The sequence below is a fragment of the Gordonia desulfuricans NBRC 100010 genome (assembly GCF_001485495.1).
Taxonomy (GTDB): Bacteria; Actinomycetota; Actinomycetes; order Mycobacteriales; family Mycobacteriaceae; genus Gordonia; species Gordonia desulfuricans.
The window spans coordinates 1-15487 of sequence record NZ_BCNF01000028.1; the positions used below are offsets into that span (position 1 = coordinate 1).

15 protein-coding genes are annotated in these 15487 nt (G+C 68.0%); 5 read left to right on the forward strand and 10 right to left on the reverse strand.

Going from position 1 to position 15487, the window contains the following annotated elements; all coding sequences use genetic code 11:
* Positions 1–190 precede the first annotated feature (190 nt).
* Genes GD1_RS04610 through hsaA form a run of 6 tightly spaced genes read right to left on the reverse strand, consistent with a single transcriptional unit; the run spans position 191 to position 6055 of the window.
* Complete coding sequence (locus GD1_RS04610) at positions 191–1333, reverse strand: sulfotransferase family protein (RefSeq protein WP_020789943.1); 1143 nt, start codon at positions 1331–1333, stop codon at positions 191–193.
* Positions 1326–2111 (reverse strand): SDR family oxidoreductase, encoded by a 786-nt coding sequence (locus GD1_RS04615; RefSeq protein WP_020789947.1) that lies wholly within the window; start codon positions 2109–2111, stop codon positions 1326–1328. The genes GD1_RS04610 and GD1_RS04615 overlap by 8 nt, the downstream gene beginning before the upstream one ends.
* Positions 2108–3298 (reverse strand): hypothetical protein, encoded by a 1191-nt coding sequence (locus GD1_RS04620; RefSeq protein ID WP_053778239.1) that lies wholly within the window; start codon positions 3296–3298, stop codon positions 2108–2110. Before GD1_RS04620 ends, GD1_RS04615 begins: the two co-directional genes overlap by 4 nt.
* Positions 3289–3894 carry a 3-hydroxy-9,10-secoandrosta-1,3,5(10)-triene-9,17-dione monooxygenase reductase subunit gene (gene hsaB / locus GD1_RS04625; protein WP_053778272.1) on the reverse strand — a complete coding sequence of 202 codons (606 nt, stop codon included), beginning with the start codon at positions 3892–3894 and terminating at the stop codon, positions 3289–3291. Before hsaB ends, GD1_RS04620 begins: the two co-directional genes overlap by 10 nt.
* 17 nt (positions 3895–3911) lie before the next feature.
* Positions 3912–4826: an iron-dependent extradiol dioxygenase HsaC gene (gene hsaC / locus GD1_RS04630; protein WP_053778238.1), complete on the reverse strand. Its 915-nt coding sequence runs from the start codon at positions 4824–4826 to the stop codon at positions 3912–3914.
* Positions 4827–4870: 44 nt separating this feature from the next.
* Complete coding sequence (gene hsaA, locus GD1_RS04635) at positions 4871–6055, reverse strand: 3-hydroxy-9,10-secoandrosta-1,3,5(10)-triene-9,17-dione monooxygenase oxygenase subunit (RefSeq protein ID WP_020789940.1); 1185 nt, start codon at positions 6053–6055, stop codon at positions 4871–4873.
* Positions 6056–6335: 280 nt separating this feature from the next.
* Here hsaA and GD1_RS04640 point away from each other — a divergent pair, with 280 nt between their 5' ends.
* Positions 6336–7544 (forward strand): 3-ketosteroid-9-alpha-monooxygenase, oxygenase component, encoded by a 1209-nt coding sequence (locus GD1_RS04640; protein WP_059035995.1) that lies wholly within the window; start codon positions 6336–6338, stop codon positions 7542–7544.
* Between the two features lie 5 nt (positions 7545–7549).
* Positions 7550–7957 carry a hypothetical protein gene (locus tag GD1_RS04645; protein ID WP_059035978.1) on the forward strand — a complete coding sequence of 136 codons (408 nt, stop codon included), beginning with the start codon at positions 7550–7552 and terminating at the stop codon, positions 7955–7957.
* A 16-nt stretch (positions 7958–7973) separates the two neighbouring features.
* On the opposite strand, the gene GD1_RS04650 is transcribed toward GD1_RS04645, so the two are convergent.
* Entirely contained in the window at positions 7974–8570 is a 597-nt protein-coding gene (locus GD1_RS04650; RefSeq protein ID WP_238403535.1) for a hypothetical protein, read from the reverse strand.
* Between the two features lie 60 nt (positions 8571–8630).
* Entirely contained in the window at positions 8631–9758 is a 1128-nt protein-coding gene (locus tag GD1_RS04655; RefSeq protein ID WP_059035980.1) for an SLAC1 family transporter, read from the reverse strand.
* Between the two features lie 102 nt (positions 9759–9860).
* On the opposite strand from GD1_RS04655, the gene GD1_RS04660 reads away from it, so the two are divergent.
* From GD1_RS04660 to casG, 3 genes are all read left to right on the forward strand, one after another.
* Entirely contained in the window at positions 9861–10787 is a 927-nt protein-coding gene (locus GD1_RS04660) for a LysR family transcriptional regulator (RefSeq protein ID WP_059035983.1), read from the forward strand.
* A gap of 58 nt (positions 10788–10845) precedes the next feature.
* Positions 10846–11646 carry a VOC family protein gene (locus tag GD1_RS04665; RefSeq protein ID WP_059035985.1) on the forward strand — a complete coding sequence of 267 codons (801 nt, stop codon included), beginning with the start codon at positions 10846–10848 and terminating at the stop codon, positions 11644–11646.
* A 243-nt stretch (positions 11647–11889) separates the two neighbouring features.
* Complete coding sequence (gene casG / locus GD1_RS04670) at positions 11890–13551, forward strand: steroid-24-oyl-CoA synthetase (protein WP_059035987.1); 1662 nt, start codon at positions 11890–11892, stop codon at positions 13549–13551.
* 25 nt (positions 13552–13576) lie between these two features.
* Here casG and GD1_RS04675 read toward each other — a convergent pair whose 3' ends face one another.
* Both GD1_RS04675 and GD1_RS04680 read right to left on the reverse strand, forming a co-directional pair.
* On the reverse strand, positions 13577–14197 hold the full coding sequence (locus GD1_RS04675; protein ID WP_059035989.1) for a TetR/AcrR family transcriptional regulator: 621 nt from the start codon (positions 14195–14197) through the stop codon (positions 13577–13579).
* Between the two features lie 54 nt (positions 14198–14251).
* The gene (locus GD1_RS04680) at positions 14252–15127 is read right to left on the reverse strand and encodes an IclR family transcriptional regulator (RefSeq protein WP_059035991.1); all 876 of its coding nucleotides are present in this window, start codon (positions 15125–15127) and stop codon (positions 14252–14254) included.
* Positions 15128–15487: the final 360 nt, after the last annotated feature.

The window sequence follows — 15487 nt, forward strand, 5'->3', positions numbered from 1 at the left end:
AAACCTCAGACGGCCGAACTCGCCAACGCAACCACCACAGACGTGGCCACCACCCGACGTCAGCTGCGGAGATTTCGACACGGGTCCTCGCCCTTCCTGCTCGGTCCCGGCTCAATCAGCAACAAGGCTCGGTCCCGGATCAATCATCAACTCTCCGTGGACAAGTCGAGTCGACAACCCTGTTCGACGGTCACGCTCCCTCGAACGCGGCCGCGACCTGCTGTTCGTCGAGGCCGTAATCCGACAGCTGATACCGATGCTGGGGTTTGCGTTCCCCGGAACGGCTCTCCTCGTCGAGGGCGGTCATCGCCGCCCTCGCATCCTCCGACAGTTCGGTACCGAGCGCCGCATACACCTGCTCGACCACGCCGAACGGGTCGGTCCGCAGGTCGGTGAAGTCGACGTCGAGGAACTGACTCTGGTCGTATCGTGCCCGCGCCGCGGAGAACTCGCGCAAACCCCGCGACCACAGTTCGAGCTGGGATCGCCCGATCTGCTCGCCGACGAAGGTGGTCGACCACCCGGGTGTGGCGTGCTCGGCGAGACTGCACATCGACGCGATGATCGTCTCCGGCGCCCGATGCGTCTGGATCACCAGTGCATCCGGATAGGTCGCCATCAAGGCGTCGAGGGCGAACAGGTGGCTCGGGTTCTTGAGCACCCACCGCTTGCCGGGGTCGTTCGATCCGATCAGCTGCAGGTTGCGCCGGTGCCGTGCGTATGCGGGCGTCCAGTCCTGCCCGGCCAGCCACTGCGAGTAGCTCGGCACATGGGCCAGTGACTCGTACGAGATGGACATGACGCTCTGCCGCAGCAGTTGCCAACATTCCTCCACCTCGGCGGCATTCATGTAGTGCAGGCCCATGAACTCGGGATTGTCGACGTGGTGCTGCTCGAAGCCCGCATTGATCTGCCGGAACACCGGGTCCTCGGCCCAGGTCTCGCGGGGCGGACGGGGCTGCGGGAACTCCGACAGCCACATCTCGAGTCCCTGATGCCCCGGGTCGGCGGTGAGCAGCCGGTGCAGGGCGGTGGTGCCGGTGCGCGGCAGGCCGGTCACGAAGACCGGCCGGGTGATCTCGACGTCGGCGTACCCCGGGTTGGCCTGCCACGACGCCTCGCTGAGCAGCCGCGCGATCAATGCTCCCTTGAGGAAGAAGCGGAACATCTTGCTGCCGGCCTCGGTGAGACCGGCCTCGGTACGGTAGGAATCGAGCAGGATCTGCAGCGGCTCACGATAGGAATCGTCCCCGAAGTCGTCGAGTCCGGTTGCACGGGTGGCTGATTCGTGGAGATCGTCGACGGTTCCGACGCTGGTCCGCGCACTAGTCATGGTATTCCCCACAGTTCACGTCGAGCGTGTGTCCGGTGATCGCCCGGGCCAGCGGCGATGCCAGGAAGACCACCGCGTCGGCGATCTCGTCGGGTTCGGGTAGTCGTTTCAGGTCCGACCGTGACGCGGTCTGCTCGTACACCTGCTCGGGGGTGATGCCGTACTTCGTCGCGACCTCGCCGAAGTACCATTTGAGCTGGTCGTCCCAGATGTATCCGGGTGCCACCGAGTTGATCCGGATTCCTTTGTCGCCCAGTTCGGTCGCCAGGGTCTGCGACATCGCCAGCATCGCCGACTTGGTGATCTTGTAACTGCCATACCGCGGTTCGGAGTGCCGGATCACCATCGAGTTGATGTTGACGATGGCGCCATCGGTCTCGGCGAGCGCTTCGGTGAACGCCTTGATCACCCGCAGGGTGCCGAGCACCGTGAGGTCGAGTCCGGCGGCTATCTGGTCGAAGTCGGTGCGGGCCAACGGTTTCATCGACGGCAGGGCGAAGGCGTTGTTCACCAGGACGTCCACCCGGCCGTATTCGGCGAGGGTCGCGGCCACCAGGGCGGTGACGGCGTCGTCGTCGGTGATGTCGGTCGGCACCACCAGCGATCGCCCGCCGCCGGACTCGATCTCGGCGGCGATGTCGGTGAGCCGGGATTCGGTGCGGGCGGCCAGCACCACAGCAGCCCCCGCGGCCGCCGCCTGCAGGCATATCGACCTACCCAGCCCTGGTCCCACCCCCGACACCACCACGACCTTGCCTGCGAGCAGCTCTGAGCTCATCCCAACATCCTCGCAGCAAAACCCCTCTGCCGTAGCGCGATTCGCTCAGCCCATCCCTCGGCGTCGATCCGGTTGTGGTCGAGATACGGCAGGTGCGCGGCCACGTCCCCGATATCGACGACCTGCGCACTCGGCCCCGATTCGGGACCGATCGGGGTGTCTGTGCGTTGCCAGCGGAACTGCAGGATTCCGGTGCGCCGGCCGGTGGTCTCGATCCAGTTGACGATCCCCGGGTCTCGGTGTGACACCACCATCCGGATCATCCCGTCCGGATCGACCTGTGCCTGAGCAGAGTTCAGGCTGGTCTGGTGGTGTACGTAGTCCAGCGAGATGTACCACATGCTGCCGAGCTGGAATCCCTGGTAGGGCGCATCGGATCTCGGGACGGTGATCACCATCGCCTCGTCGTCGGCGAGGCGGAAGTGTCCCACCGACGAGAACTGGGTGGACAGCCCACCGGGTGTCGGCCGCGGCGGGGTGAAGGTGTTGACCGGCTCGTCGAGATAGAACCATTTGGGGAAGTTGAACCAGGTGTGGATTCGCGCGGTGAGCATCTTGGCGGCGGTACGGTAGCGGCGTGCCACACGCTCCAGATCGGGCTCGTCGGGGGCCGACCCCACGGTGTCGACACGTTCGATCGTGATGTCGCCCTTGCGTTCGGACCAGTCGGAGTACACCTCGCGCACCGCCAGCATCGAGGCCCCCTCCCCCAGCGGGAACGACGACGGGCCGGGCTCGATCGCCTCGGCCGGGCCGAAGGTCAGCTCGAAGCCGCCGTCGGCGGCGACCGGGACACGGCGGTCGTCGAAGGCGTCGGCACCGCCGGGTACCTCGGTCGGCGAGTAGTCGCCCCGCAGCACTTGGAAACTCAGATCCGTGGTGGTGCCCCGCCGGCCACGCACCCGGTAGGTGCCCGACGGTTCGATGTCGGCGTGATAGTAGAGGGTGTCCGGATTGTCCAGGCCCATCTTGGAATACGGGCCGGTGGAGGTGACGAACACCGGGTGGCTCAGGCTGCGCGCCCGGACCAGGTGCAGGATCGCCGAGATGGACCCGGCGAGGTAGTCGTATCCCTCGGCCAGATCCTGCTCGCCGGTGACGAACGGCGCCGATGCGATCAGCGTCTCCGCCTCGGCGATCGCCGCGGTGAACGGGGCGGTCACCCCGTCGGGTGGCGTCACAACCACGTATCCCCTCCGGTCCAGGTCAGGAAGTTCTCCAGTTCGGCCTGGGCGGGGGTGACGCGCGGATGCTCGGTGGACAGGTAGCCGCCGCGGTAGAACAGCAACGGCTTGTCCTGCAACACGTCTCCGAGCGTCTGCGCCCGGCCGATGACGATGTGGTGGTCGCCGCCGTCGGTCACGTTCTCGATGGTGCAGTCCACCCAGGTCAGCGAGTGCCGGATCACCGGCAGCCCCGACGGCGACGGGTCCCAGGCCACCCCGGCGAACTTGTCCTCACGGGGTGCACCGAAGCTGGCGCTCACATCCTGCTGCCGGTGGGCGAGCACGTTGACACAGAACGCCCCGCGCTGCTCGATCACCGCCCAGGTCCGCGAGGTCTTCTGCGGGCAGAACAGCACCAGCGGCGGGTCCAGGGACAACGCCGCGAACGACTGGCAGGCGAATCCGGCCGGCCGGCCGTCGGCGTCGAGGGTGGTGATCACGGTGACGCCGGTGCAGAACTGCCCCATCGCGGTGCGGAACTGCCGGGAATCGAAGTCCGAGGACCCGAACGGTGTGGCGGGGTGGAATCCGTCGGCCCCGGGTGTCGCAGCATTCATCGTCGCGGTGTCCACGGCTACCCGTTGCGGAATCCGACGGTGAAGTCGTGACCCCACAGACTGACCGCGGTGCTCTCCCGGGCCACCCAGTCGCCGTCGTCGACCTGCCTTCCCTCACAGCCGTATTCGACGTCGAAGCCACCGGGTGTCTTCATGTAGAAGGAGAGCATCAGGTCGTTGACGTGACGGCCCAGGGTCGCCGACATCGGCACCTTCTTGCGCAGCGCGCGGTCCAGGCAGAGACCGACGTCGTCGGAGTTCTCCACCTCCACCATCAGGTGCACGATGCCGGTGGAGTTGGGAATCGGCAGGAAGGCCAGCGAGTGGTGGCGTGGGTTGCAGCCGAGGAACCGCAGCCACGGCACCTCGTCGCCCTCCTCGCGACCGACGGCCTGTGGTGGCAGTCGCATCGAATCACGCAGGGAGAAACCGAGAACGTCGCGGTAGAACTCGAGGGCCGCATTGTCGTCGGAGCAGGTCAGCACCACGTGCCCGAGGCCCTGGTCGCCGGTGACGAACTTGTGGCCGTACGGGCTGACGATGCGCCGATGCTGCAGTGCCACACCGCAGAACGCCTCGAGGGTGTTACCCGCCGGGTCGGTGAAGATGATCATCTCATCGACGCAGCGGTCGACGAGTTCGGTGTCCTTGGCCTCCCGGTAGACCACGCCGGCCGCCGACAATCGGTCGCGGACCTCTTGCAGGGCCGCGGAGTTCGCACATTCCCAGCCCGACGACGAGAGTCGGTCGTGCTCGCCGGGGACGATCACCAGGCGGGCCGGGAAGTCGTCCATACGCAGGTACAGCGCACCCTCGGTGGTGCCCTTGCCCTCGACCATGCCGAGGACCTTGAGTCCGTACTCACGCCACGCGGCGACGTCGGTCGCCTCGATGCGCATGTAGCCGAGGGACCTGATCGGACAGTCGGTCATCTGTTGCTCCTGAAGTGGGTGGGGAATCGGCGATCCGGTGCGCGTCACACCATCGTGTCGCCGACGGGGAGCCCGAACTCCCCGTTGCCGAAGGCGACGTAGGCGCGCTCGGGGTCGTTGGCGGCGTGCACGCGGCCGGCGTGAGCGTCGCGCCAGAACCGCTGGATCGGCGAATCATTGTTCAGCGCACCGGCTCCCGAGTTCTCGAAGAGCGAGTCGATCGAGGAGATGGCGCGGGCGGTGGCGCGCACCTGGTCGCGGCGGGCGGCCAGGCGCAGTTCCATCGGGATCTCCTCGCCGGCCAGGATGAGGTCGTACTCGGTCTGCAGGTTGCCCGACAGCTGACGCCATGCGGCGTCGATGTCACTGGCGGCACCGGCGATCCGGACCTTGGCGAACGGATCCTCCTTGGACTTCTCCCCGGCGTAGGCGGCGCGCACCCGCTTGCCCTGGTGCTCGACGTGGGCGTGGTAGGCGCCGTAGGCCATGCCGACGATGGGGGTGGAGATGGTGCTGGGATGGATGGTGCCCCACGGCATCTTGTAGACCGGCGCGGTGTTGCGCTCGAGGCCCGGGCTGCGGTACTCGGCCATGGTGCGCATGCTCAGCACCCGGTGGGTCGGCACGAAGACATCCTTGACCTCGAGGGTGTTGGAGCCGGTGCCCTTGAGCCCGACCACATTCCACACGTCCTTGATGGTGTAGTCCGAGCGCGGGATCAAGAAGCTGACGAAGTCGACGGGTTTGCCGCGCTTGAACACCGGACCGCCCACGAAGGTCCAGTCGGCGATCTCGCAGCCGGAGGAGAACGCCCAGTTGCCGTTCACCTTGTAGCCGCCGTCGACCACCTCGCCCATACCCATCGGTGCATACGACGACGAGATGCGCACCGAGGTGTCGGCACCCCACACATCCTCCTGCGCCTGCTGGTCGAACAGGGCAAGATGCCAGTTGTGGATGCCGATGATGCCGGCCACCCAGCCGGTGGATCCGCATGCGGTGGCCAGGCGTCGGACCGCCTCGTAGAAGGTCACCGGATCGGCCTGCAGGCCACCCCACTGCTCGGGCTGCAGGAGCCGGAAGAAGCCCGCACCCTCCAGGCTGGACACCGTCTCGTCGGGAATCCGTCGGAGATCCTCGGTCTGCTGGGCGCGCTGCTCGATCTCCGGCAGCAGTGCGTTGATCTTTTCCAGGACCTGTTCGGCGGCCTCACTGCGCTGACGTGGCATGTCACCCATTCCTGTTCTCGTCGTGTGGTGTGCACCACCCGGTTGTTTGCGGGTACGGATCCGAGACTAGAACACGTTCTCATTTATGTCGAGTACTGGGACTTTGCACCCTTTCCTGCCCCATTCAACCCTTCGGACCCCACATCCGGTGCGTTTTTTGTAACATGTTCTAGTATCCGGAGAGGATGACAACCAACGCGCGCCGACCCCACCGCCCTCTGTGTGGTGGTCAGTGGATCTCCACCTGGACGGCGCCGGCACCGAGTACAGGAGTGATCCGATGAGCATCACGCAGCACACGTCGGGACCGGGCGGAGCAGCCGACACCGGGGTCCGCGAGATCGACACCGGCACCCCGCCGACACGGTTCGCACGTGGCTGGCACTGCCTGGGCCTCGTCGACGACTTCCGAGACGGCAAGCCCCATTCGGTGGAGATCTTCGGCACGAAGCTGGTCGTCTGGGCCGACACCCAGGGCGAGATCAAGATCCTCGACGCGTACTGCCGGCACATGGGTGGCGACCTCTCGCAGGGCAATGTGCGCGGCGACAACGTCGCCTGCCCGTTCCACGGCTGGCTGTGGAAGGGCAACGGCCGGTGCGCAGGCGTGCCCTATGCCAAGCGCAATCCCAAGCTCGCCAAGACCCGGGCGTGGCCGACCATGGTCCGCAACGGTCAGGTCTTCGTCTACAACGATCCGGAGGGCAACGCGCCGCCGGGGGAGTCGATCATCCCCGAGCTGACCGAGGTCGGCACCGATCAGTGGACCGCCTGGACCTGGAACCGCATCGTGATCGAGGGCTCCAACTGCCGCGAGATCATCGACAACGTCGTCGACATGGCACACTTCTTCTACGTGCACTACGCCCTGCCGGACTACTTCAAGAACGTCTTCGAGGGTGAGACCGCCGCCCAGTACATGAACTCCCATGGGCGCCCGGACATCTCGCTGGGCACCGCCTACGGCGACACCCGCCTGGAGTCGATCGCCGCCTACTACGGGCCGTCCTACATGCTCAATCCGATGGTGCAGTACTACGGCGGCTACGCCGTGGAGACCATCCTGACCAACTGCCACTATCCGATCGACGCCAACTCGTTCGTGCTGATGTACGGCGTGATGGCGAAGATCCCCGAGGGCCTGACCCAGGAGCAGGGCGCCAAGATGGCGCAGAAGATCACCGCCGGTATCGAGGTGGGCTTCCTGCAGGACGTCGAGATCTGGAAACACAAGACCCGCATCGACAACCCGCTGCTCGTGGAGGAGGACGGCCCGGTCTATCAGCTGCGCCGCTGGTACGAGCAGTTCTACGTCGACAAGGCCGACGTCACCGACGAGATGACGCAGCGTTTCGAGTACGAGATCGACACCACCAAGGCCGTCGAGAGCTGGAACATCGAGGTGCAGGAGAACATCCGGCGCCGCCAGGAAGAGGAGGCCGCGGCCGCCGCGGCGGAATCGGCCGAATCCACCGAGACGCGGGTCTGAGTCCGATGACCCGGGCCATCGACGACATCGACACCCCGACGGTCTCCACCGTCGGGGGTACCGGGTGGGCCAAGGCGCCCGACTTCAGCGGCGATCCCGAGCGGGCCGACCGTGTCCACCGGGCCACCGCCCGCGACCGCGACCACTATCTGCGTGGCGGGATGACCGAGATCGAATGCCGGTCGTGCCATGCCTGTGTGATGGTCAAGAAGACCAGCCCACACCACACCAGCGTGCAGTGGAACACCGCCGCCCGCGCACGGTGCGACGTGCTCGACGAGATCCGCCGGATCGGCGGCAACCCGGCGATGATGCGGACCTGCCCGAGGCTGTCGGCGAGTATCGACCACGGTGTGGCCGAGGGCATCATCCCGGCCGAATCCCCCGAGGTCGATCCCGACGGCTACTGGTGATCAGGACCTGAGCCGATCAGGACTGCCGGGGATCGGGGCCGTCCGGGGCGTCGATCGCCGACCATTCGTCGTCGGGGTGCCGGCCACCGACGGCGAACACTGCGGCCGTCGCCGCACCGATCAGGGCGAGCACGCCGACGACGAGGGTCGCGATCAGTCCCCAGCCCGGCTGCAACAGCGGATTGGGCAGGTCCATCGCGTCGATGATCGTCGAGCTGAACAGGTGGCCCGCCGGGTCGGCGAGCACCACCGCGGACCAGATGACGGTCACGATCGCCGCCAGTGCACCGATCACCGCGGCACCCACCTGCACGCCGCGCTTGGCGCGCAACGGCCGCCACCAGGCGACCACGGCGGCCACCACGATCACCAGTCCCATCGCCAGGGTGACCAGTCCCGGCCGTTGGGTGTGGTCGGCGAAGAACGCCTCGACGTCCTCACGTGCGGCCGAGCTGGCGCCCACACCGCCGAGTCCACCGATCCGCAGGCCCACTCCCTCATTCGAATAACCCCAGGTGACCTGGGAGGTTGCGACGATGAGCAGCCCCACGACCACCATCGCCGGCCACAGGGCCACCGCGATGCGGTCACGGACAGAACGTGTCTCGGTCATCCCTCCAGCCTGCCACCCGCGGTGCGGGCGTCGGCGGTGTGGGCGTCGGCGGTGTGGGCGTCAGCGGTGTGGGCGTCCATCGGTGGCAGCCAGTCCGGCGAGTGTCCGACCGGCGACGACGAGCCAGGCCGCGAGCAGCGCCACCCCGGCGACCCAGGCGACCACCGCGAAGACCGCCAGGCCGGTGGCCGCGGCCAGCACGCTCGACCCGGTGACGAAGGTGCCCACCGGGAAGGTGAACGACCACCACGTCAGCGCGAACGGCATCCCCGATCGCACGGTGTGCGCGGTGACCGCGGCGGCGATCCCGATCCACGCCAGCGCCAGCGACCACACCGGGACGGCGTAGCCGACGGCGAGCTGATCGAGCAGGCGGAGGGTGGCCGGGTCGACCAGGCCGGCGGGTGCGACGGCGAGCAGACCGGCGGCGGTGACCGACTGGCCGAGCGGACCGAGCACGATCCACCAGGTCGGGACCATCGGCGCCGCCCCGACCCCGCCGGTGACCAGCCGTCGCAACACCATCGCCAGGATCGGCGCCGACACCGCGATCGACCACAGCAGACATGCGACGCCGACCGCCATCAGCGTCCACCGGGCCCAGGCCGGGGTGACGGTCGCGGCCAGCAGGGCCGCCGACGACGCCGACACCGTCGGCGGCACCACCGACATCAGCCAGCCGCCGAAGGCCTCGGTGCGGTCACCGCGCCGGCCGAGCAGATGCGGCACCCCGATGGTCACCGCGGTGATCACACCGCCGACCGTGCCGACGCCGAAGCACACCAGGTCGATGACGAGTGCGGTGTCGTGCCCGATCACCGTCGAGCCACCGACCAGGGTCGAGGTGCCGACGGTCAGTGTGGCCATCGGCACCGCGCCGTAGAAGTGGGCGGTCACCGCATGCCGCCGATGGCCGCGGGCGATGTGCGGGTGCCGCAGCCACTGCACGGCGGTCGCCCCGGCCACCGGCACGAACACCACACACGCCAGCACCCAGAAGACCACCGCGACCGGCGTCAGGTAGGCCGGATGCCCGGGCATCCCGTGGGCGGCCACGGCGATGATCCCGGTGCCCATCACCACCGCGAACCAGTTGGGCGGCAGGTGGGCGAAGCGTTCCGGGCGCACCGGCAGCGGTGTGGGCCGGATTCGCCGTGCGGCACGCAGTCGCGGTGCGGTGATGGTCATGTCTCCACCCTCGCCGTCGGGGCGCCGTCCCGGTAGAGACCAATCTTCTGCAACGGCTACAACTGATGGTTGTAACCTGTCCGGGTGTCCCTCTCCGCCCGGATGCCGGATCTGGCATCCCTCGAGACCCTGGTCGCCGTGGCCCGCAGCGGCAGTCTCAATGCTGCCGCAACCGAACTCGGCATCAGCCAGCAGGCGGTGTCGACGCGGATGCGCGCCCTCGAGACCCGACTCGGGGTGTCGTTGCTCAACCGCTCCCCCACCGGCACCACACTGACCGAGGCCGGCACCATCGTCACCGAATGGGCGGCCCGGCTGCTGGCGCTGGCCGGCGAGTTCGACACCGGTCTGGCCGCCCTGCGCCACGAGCGCCGCCGGGAGCTGCGGATCGCGGCCAGCCTCACCATCGCCGAGCACCTGCTGCCGCGCTGGCTGGTGTCCTTCGCCGCCGACACCACCGGCGGCGAACCGCCGAAGGTGTCGTTCACCGCCACCAACACCGAACGCGCCTGCGACATGGTCCGCGCCGGGGACGTCGAACTCGGCTTCGTCGAGGGCCCCGCCGTGGCGGCGGGCGTACGCAGCCGCGTCGTCGCCCAGGACTGTCTCACGCTGGTGGTGCCGCCCACCCATCCGTGGGCCCGACGACGCCGTCCGGTGACCGCCGCCGAACTGGCGGTCACCCCGCTGGTCACCCGTGAACTCGGTTCGGGCACACGCCTTGTCCTCGACCACGCCCTGGCCCATGCGCTCGGTGAGCACACCGTGCGGCCGCAACCGGTCCTCGAGTTGTCGACCACCGCGGCGGTGCGGTCGGCGGTGATCGCCGGTGCCGGGCCGGCCGTGCTCTCGGATCTGTCGGTCCGCGACGACGTCGGGTCACGACTGGTCGCCGTCGACGTCGTCGGCGTCGACCTACGCCGGTCGTTGCGTGCGGTGTGGCTCGGCGGTAACCGGCCCGAGGCCGGAGCGGCCCGCGACTTCCTCACGCATGTCGCGAATTCGGGGGTTCGCGCGCGACACCGATGAGTTCCGACGACCCTGGAGGTCAATCCTGATGTCACACCCCGACTCGAGAGGACCTGCCATGTCCGAGTACTCCGCGCCGCTGGGCGCGCCGATCTGGTTCGACCTGATGAGCAGCGATCCGGCGAAGGCCGCCGACTTCTACCACGAACTCTTCGGCTGGGACGTGGACGCACCGCCGAATCCCGAGATGGGCGGCTACCAGAACTTCACCACCCACGGGAGATACGTCGCCGGGCTCAGCCCGTACACGCAGGAGGCGGGCGGACCACCCAACGTGTGGTCGGTGTATCTGCATTCCGAGGACCTCGACGCCACGGCGAAGAACACCGAGGCCGCGGGCGGAACCGTCGTCGTACCGCCCATGGAGGTGGGCCCCGCCGGGACGATGATGGTCACCCTCGACGCCGCCGGTGCTGCCATCAGCTATTGGAAGCCCAACGAGCACAGGGGGTTCACCGAGTGGGGTGTGCACGGTTCCCCGTACTGGTTCGAGTGTCACAGCAAGGACTACGACAAGACCTTGGCGTACTACGCCGAGGTGGTCGGCGCCCGCACCGACGAGGTGATCGCCAAGTCCGATCCCGATCAGCCCGGCCCGGATCGCTACTCGCAGTTGTTCTTCGGTGACACCGCCTATGCCGGGGTGATGGATGCCGCCGGGATGTACCCACCCGAGGTGCCGTCGTTCTGGCAGGTGTACATCTGCGTCGACGACGTCCGTGCCACCGTCGCCGCCGCCGAGAAGCTGGGCGCCGAGATCCTGATGGCGGGTGAGGACACCCCCTACGGCACGCTCGCCGCGCTCAAGGACCCGATGGGCGCCATCTTCTGCCTCGGCCATCCGCCGGCCGGGATGTAGCCGCGCCGGCCGAGGCCCCGCGGGCACATCCTGGGTCCCCAGGGCTGCCCGCGGGCCCCGGCGCGGGTCCCGGCCGAGGCCGGTCCTGGTCTGAAAGTGGTGGCGGATAACGGTTTCGACGTGACGTTCGGGCCCGTCCCGAGTTTTCTCACCGGCCAGGTCCCACTCAGTGGTACCGGCCGCCGTGAGCGTCTCGGGTGTGAGATTTTGTGGCGGATTCGCATCCCCGACGAAAGGCTCACCATGACCGCTTCCACCGACGCAGCCGTGGCATTCGGGCAGGCGATGGCCCGTCCGACCGGCCCGGACGGCGCCTTCGAGCTGGTCACCGAACCCGTCCTGGGTCCGGCGATCCCGGTGATGAAGAACCGGTTGCGCGCCGTCGCCGACCTGCTGCCGCGGTCGTTGCGCTGGGGAGCCGCCGACTACATCGTCACCGCCGACCGCCGCATCTCCTATCTCGAGCACGCCCGGGCCGTGGCGGCGCTGGCCACCGCACTGCGTGACCGTTACGGCGTCACCCCCGGCGACAGGGTGGGCATCCTCGCCGCCAACACCCCGGAATGGGTCACCGCGTTCTGGGCGACGCAGGCGCTGGGTGCGGTGACGGTCGGCCTCAACGCGTGGTGGACGCCCCGCGAGACGGCCTACGCCGTCGACCACAGCCGGCCCACGATCCTGGTCGTCGACGCCAAGCGTGCGAGCGCACTGCCCGAACTCCCCGACTCGGTGACCGTGCTGACGATGGAGGAGGATCTGCCCGCCCTCATCGTCGAGTTCACCGGCTCTCCGATGCCGACGGTCGAGGTGGACGAGGACGATCCGTCGGTCATCCTCTACACCTCCGGGACCAGCGGCCGCCCGAAAGGTGCCCTGCACTCGCAGCGCAATCTGCTCGCCGTCGTCGACTATCAACGCCTCAACGACGCGGTCATCGACGAGTTCTGCGGGCGCACATACGATCCCGATACTCCGAGTAGGTCCCGACACCTGCTGACCTCGCCGCTGTTCCACATCGCGAGCCTGCACAACCTGGTGGTGCCGCGCCTGGCGACCGGCGGTGCGGTGATCATGAACCGGGGTGCCTTCGACGCCGAGACCGTGCTGGCCCTCATCGAGCGTGAGCGGGTCACCAACTGGGGTGCGGTACCGACGATGGCGGCACGTCTGCTCGAGGTCGCCGACACCGACCGCTTCGACCTGTCGTCGCTGACCGCGTTCGCGCTGGCGTCGGCGCCGTCGTCGATCGCCCTCAAGGGGCGGTTGCAGGAGACCTTCGCCTTTGCCCGCAATGCTCTGGTCGACAGTTACGGCCTGACCGAGTTCAGCACCGCCGTGTCCGTGGCGACCCCGCTCGACATCGCCGCCTTTCCCGGCACGCTCGGCCGGCCGATCATCACCGTCGACGTCGAGATCCGCGATCCGCTGGGAGTCCCCGTCGCCGACGGAGTCGAGGGCGAGGTGTGTGTCCGCAGCCCGTTCGTGATGCTCGGCTACTGGGAGGACGAGTCGGCGACCCGTGCGGCGATCGACTCCGAACGCTGGTTGCGCACAGGCGATCACGGCGTGATGGAGGACGGGCGTCTGCGGTTGTCGGGGCGCCGGTCGGATCTGATCCTGCGCGGCGGGGAGAACATCTATCCCACCGAGATCGAGCAGTGCCTCGACGAGCACCCGGATGTGGCCGAGTGTGCCGTCCTCGGGGTCGCCCACCCCGATCTCGGCCAGGAGGTGGCCGCGGTGGTGGTTCTACATCCCGGGGCCGAGGTCACCCCGGAGCAGTTGGGCGAGTTCGCAGCCGAACGGCTGGCCTACTTCAAGGTTCCCACGCAGTGGCGGATCACCGACGAGGTGTTGCCCCGCAATGCAACCGGGAAGATCATGCGGCGTCGAATCCAGGCGTGAGCCGGTCGGTGCACACCGTCGTTCGTCAGCCGGTGGTGTGCACCGACATCCGCACCAGCAGGAGGTCGCAGGCCGACCGGATGTCGGCCTCGGCGTCGGGCACGGTGATGCGGTCGTTGAGGCATGACTGCAGGACACCGAGCCACAACTGGGTGAGCAGCCGGACGGCGGTGCTGTCGTCGTCGGTGGGTTCGCTCACCCCGGCTGCCGTCAGCAGGATCGCCCAGAACTCCTGCTCGACCTTCGCGGTGTCGGGCACCACGGCCGAGTTCGCGCTGGCGTTGGATTGGATCATCGCATTCGCGAGCAGCGGTCGCCGCAGCAGCGAGCGTGTGGCCCGCACCAGCACCGCATAGATCGCATCGGTGCCGACCACACCGTCGGGCGGCCTGCGTTCGAGCGCTTCCTGGATGTGGCGGATCTCCTCGAGCATCACCGCGACGAACAGGTGGGTCTTGGACGGGAAGTAGCGGTAGAGCGTCGCGATCGCCACGTCGGCGCGCCTGGCGACCTCCTGCATCTGCACCCGGGCGAGCTCGTGGTCGGTGGCCAGTTCCGAGGCCGCCGCGAGCATGCGGACATGGCGTGCCCGTTGGCCTTCCGAATTCGGTTCGGCCGCATCCCTGACCTCGGCGATCCTGGGCACCGGTCATCCTCCTGGTCTTCTGTGGACCCCTTCGCGAACAGTAGTCGTCTGGTGTCACAGCCATTGGCAGGGGTCGGCGAGCAGGTGGTCGAGGGTGTTCGGCGGCCACGCCGACCCCGGTTCCGCCATCGGTGGGCCCACCTGGTCACGAGCGCGGCGCCGGCCGATCGCGTCGGGGTACAGGGCGCGGGTGAGGACGCGAACCGCGTGCACCACGAGCGGCGCGACCTGCCTCAGGCGCAGCGGCTGTTCATCACCGCACAGCGAGATGCCCGCCACCGGACCGTCGGGGCCGCGGACGGCCGCACCCACGCAACCGATCCCGCGCAACGACTCACCGTACTCGAAGGCCAGGCCGTTGCGCTGTCGGATGCGGTTGAGTTCGTGGTGCAGCGCAGGAAGATCCGGGATGGTGCGCCCGGTGTAACGGTTGAGCTGCTCTGGGTACAGTGCGTCGACCCGTTCGGGATCGGTCCAGGCCAGCACCGCCTTGCCGCAGGCCGTGGAGTAGGCGGGGACGCGGCCACCCACCCGCGAGGGCACCGATGTGGCCGCCCGCCCGCCGATCTTGTCGAGGTAGAAACTCTCGCCACCGTCGAGCACCGACAGGTGCACCACCATCCCGGTCTGGATGTGCAGGTCGTGCAGGATCGGCGCGGCGGCCTCCCGTAACGGTGTGTGACCGGCGTGGCCACCGAATCCGATGGCGCGCCACCCCATCCGGTAGCCCGACGACACGTGCTCCATCCAGTCGAGCCGAACCAGCTGGTCGAGGATCCGATGCACCGTCGACCGCGGCAGACGCGTGCGGTCGGCGACCTCCTCGAGGGTGAGCCGCTGCGTCGGACCGTCGAAGGCGTCGACGATCAGGGTCATCCGCTCCAGCATGGACGGCAGGTCACGCCGTGTGCCGGTGTCGATGACGCTCATGATGCCTCCAAGAACCAACCCGGCCGGCCCCCGCCGCCCGACCTTCAAAAGTGAAATGAATTCTTGTTAGGATAGCAGCCAGAGTGACGTGGAGCACATCGAACGAGGTGGCGACAGGCCATGGCCGCGCTACGGAGATTTCGACACGGGTCCTCGCCCACTCGGCTCGGTCCCGGCTCAATCAGCGAAGTTGCTCCAGCTCGATCATCCACTGGTTGTTGGTGGTTGAGCCGACGAGGAGCGAAGCGACGAGTCGAGTCGAAACCTCAGACAGCCGAACTCGCCATCACAACCACCCCGAACAGCAACGCTCCGTTGACAAGTCAAGCCGAAACCCCGCCGAGCACAGCTCGATAATCC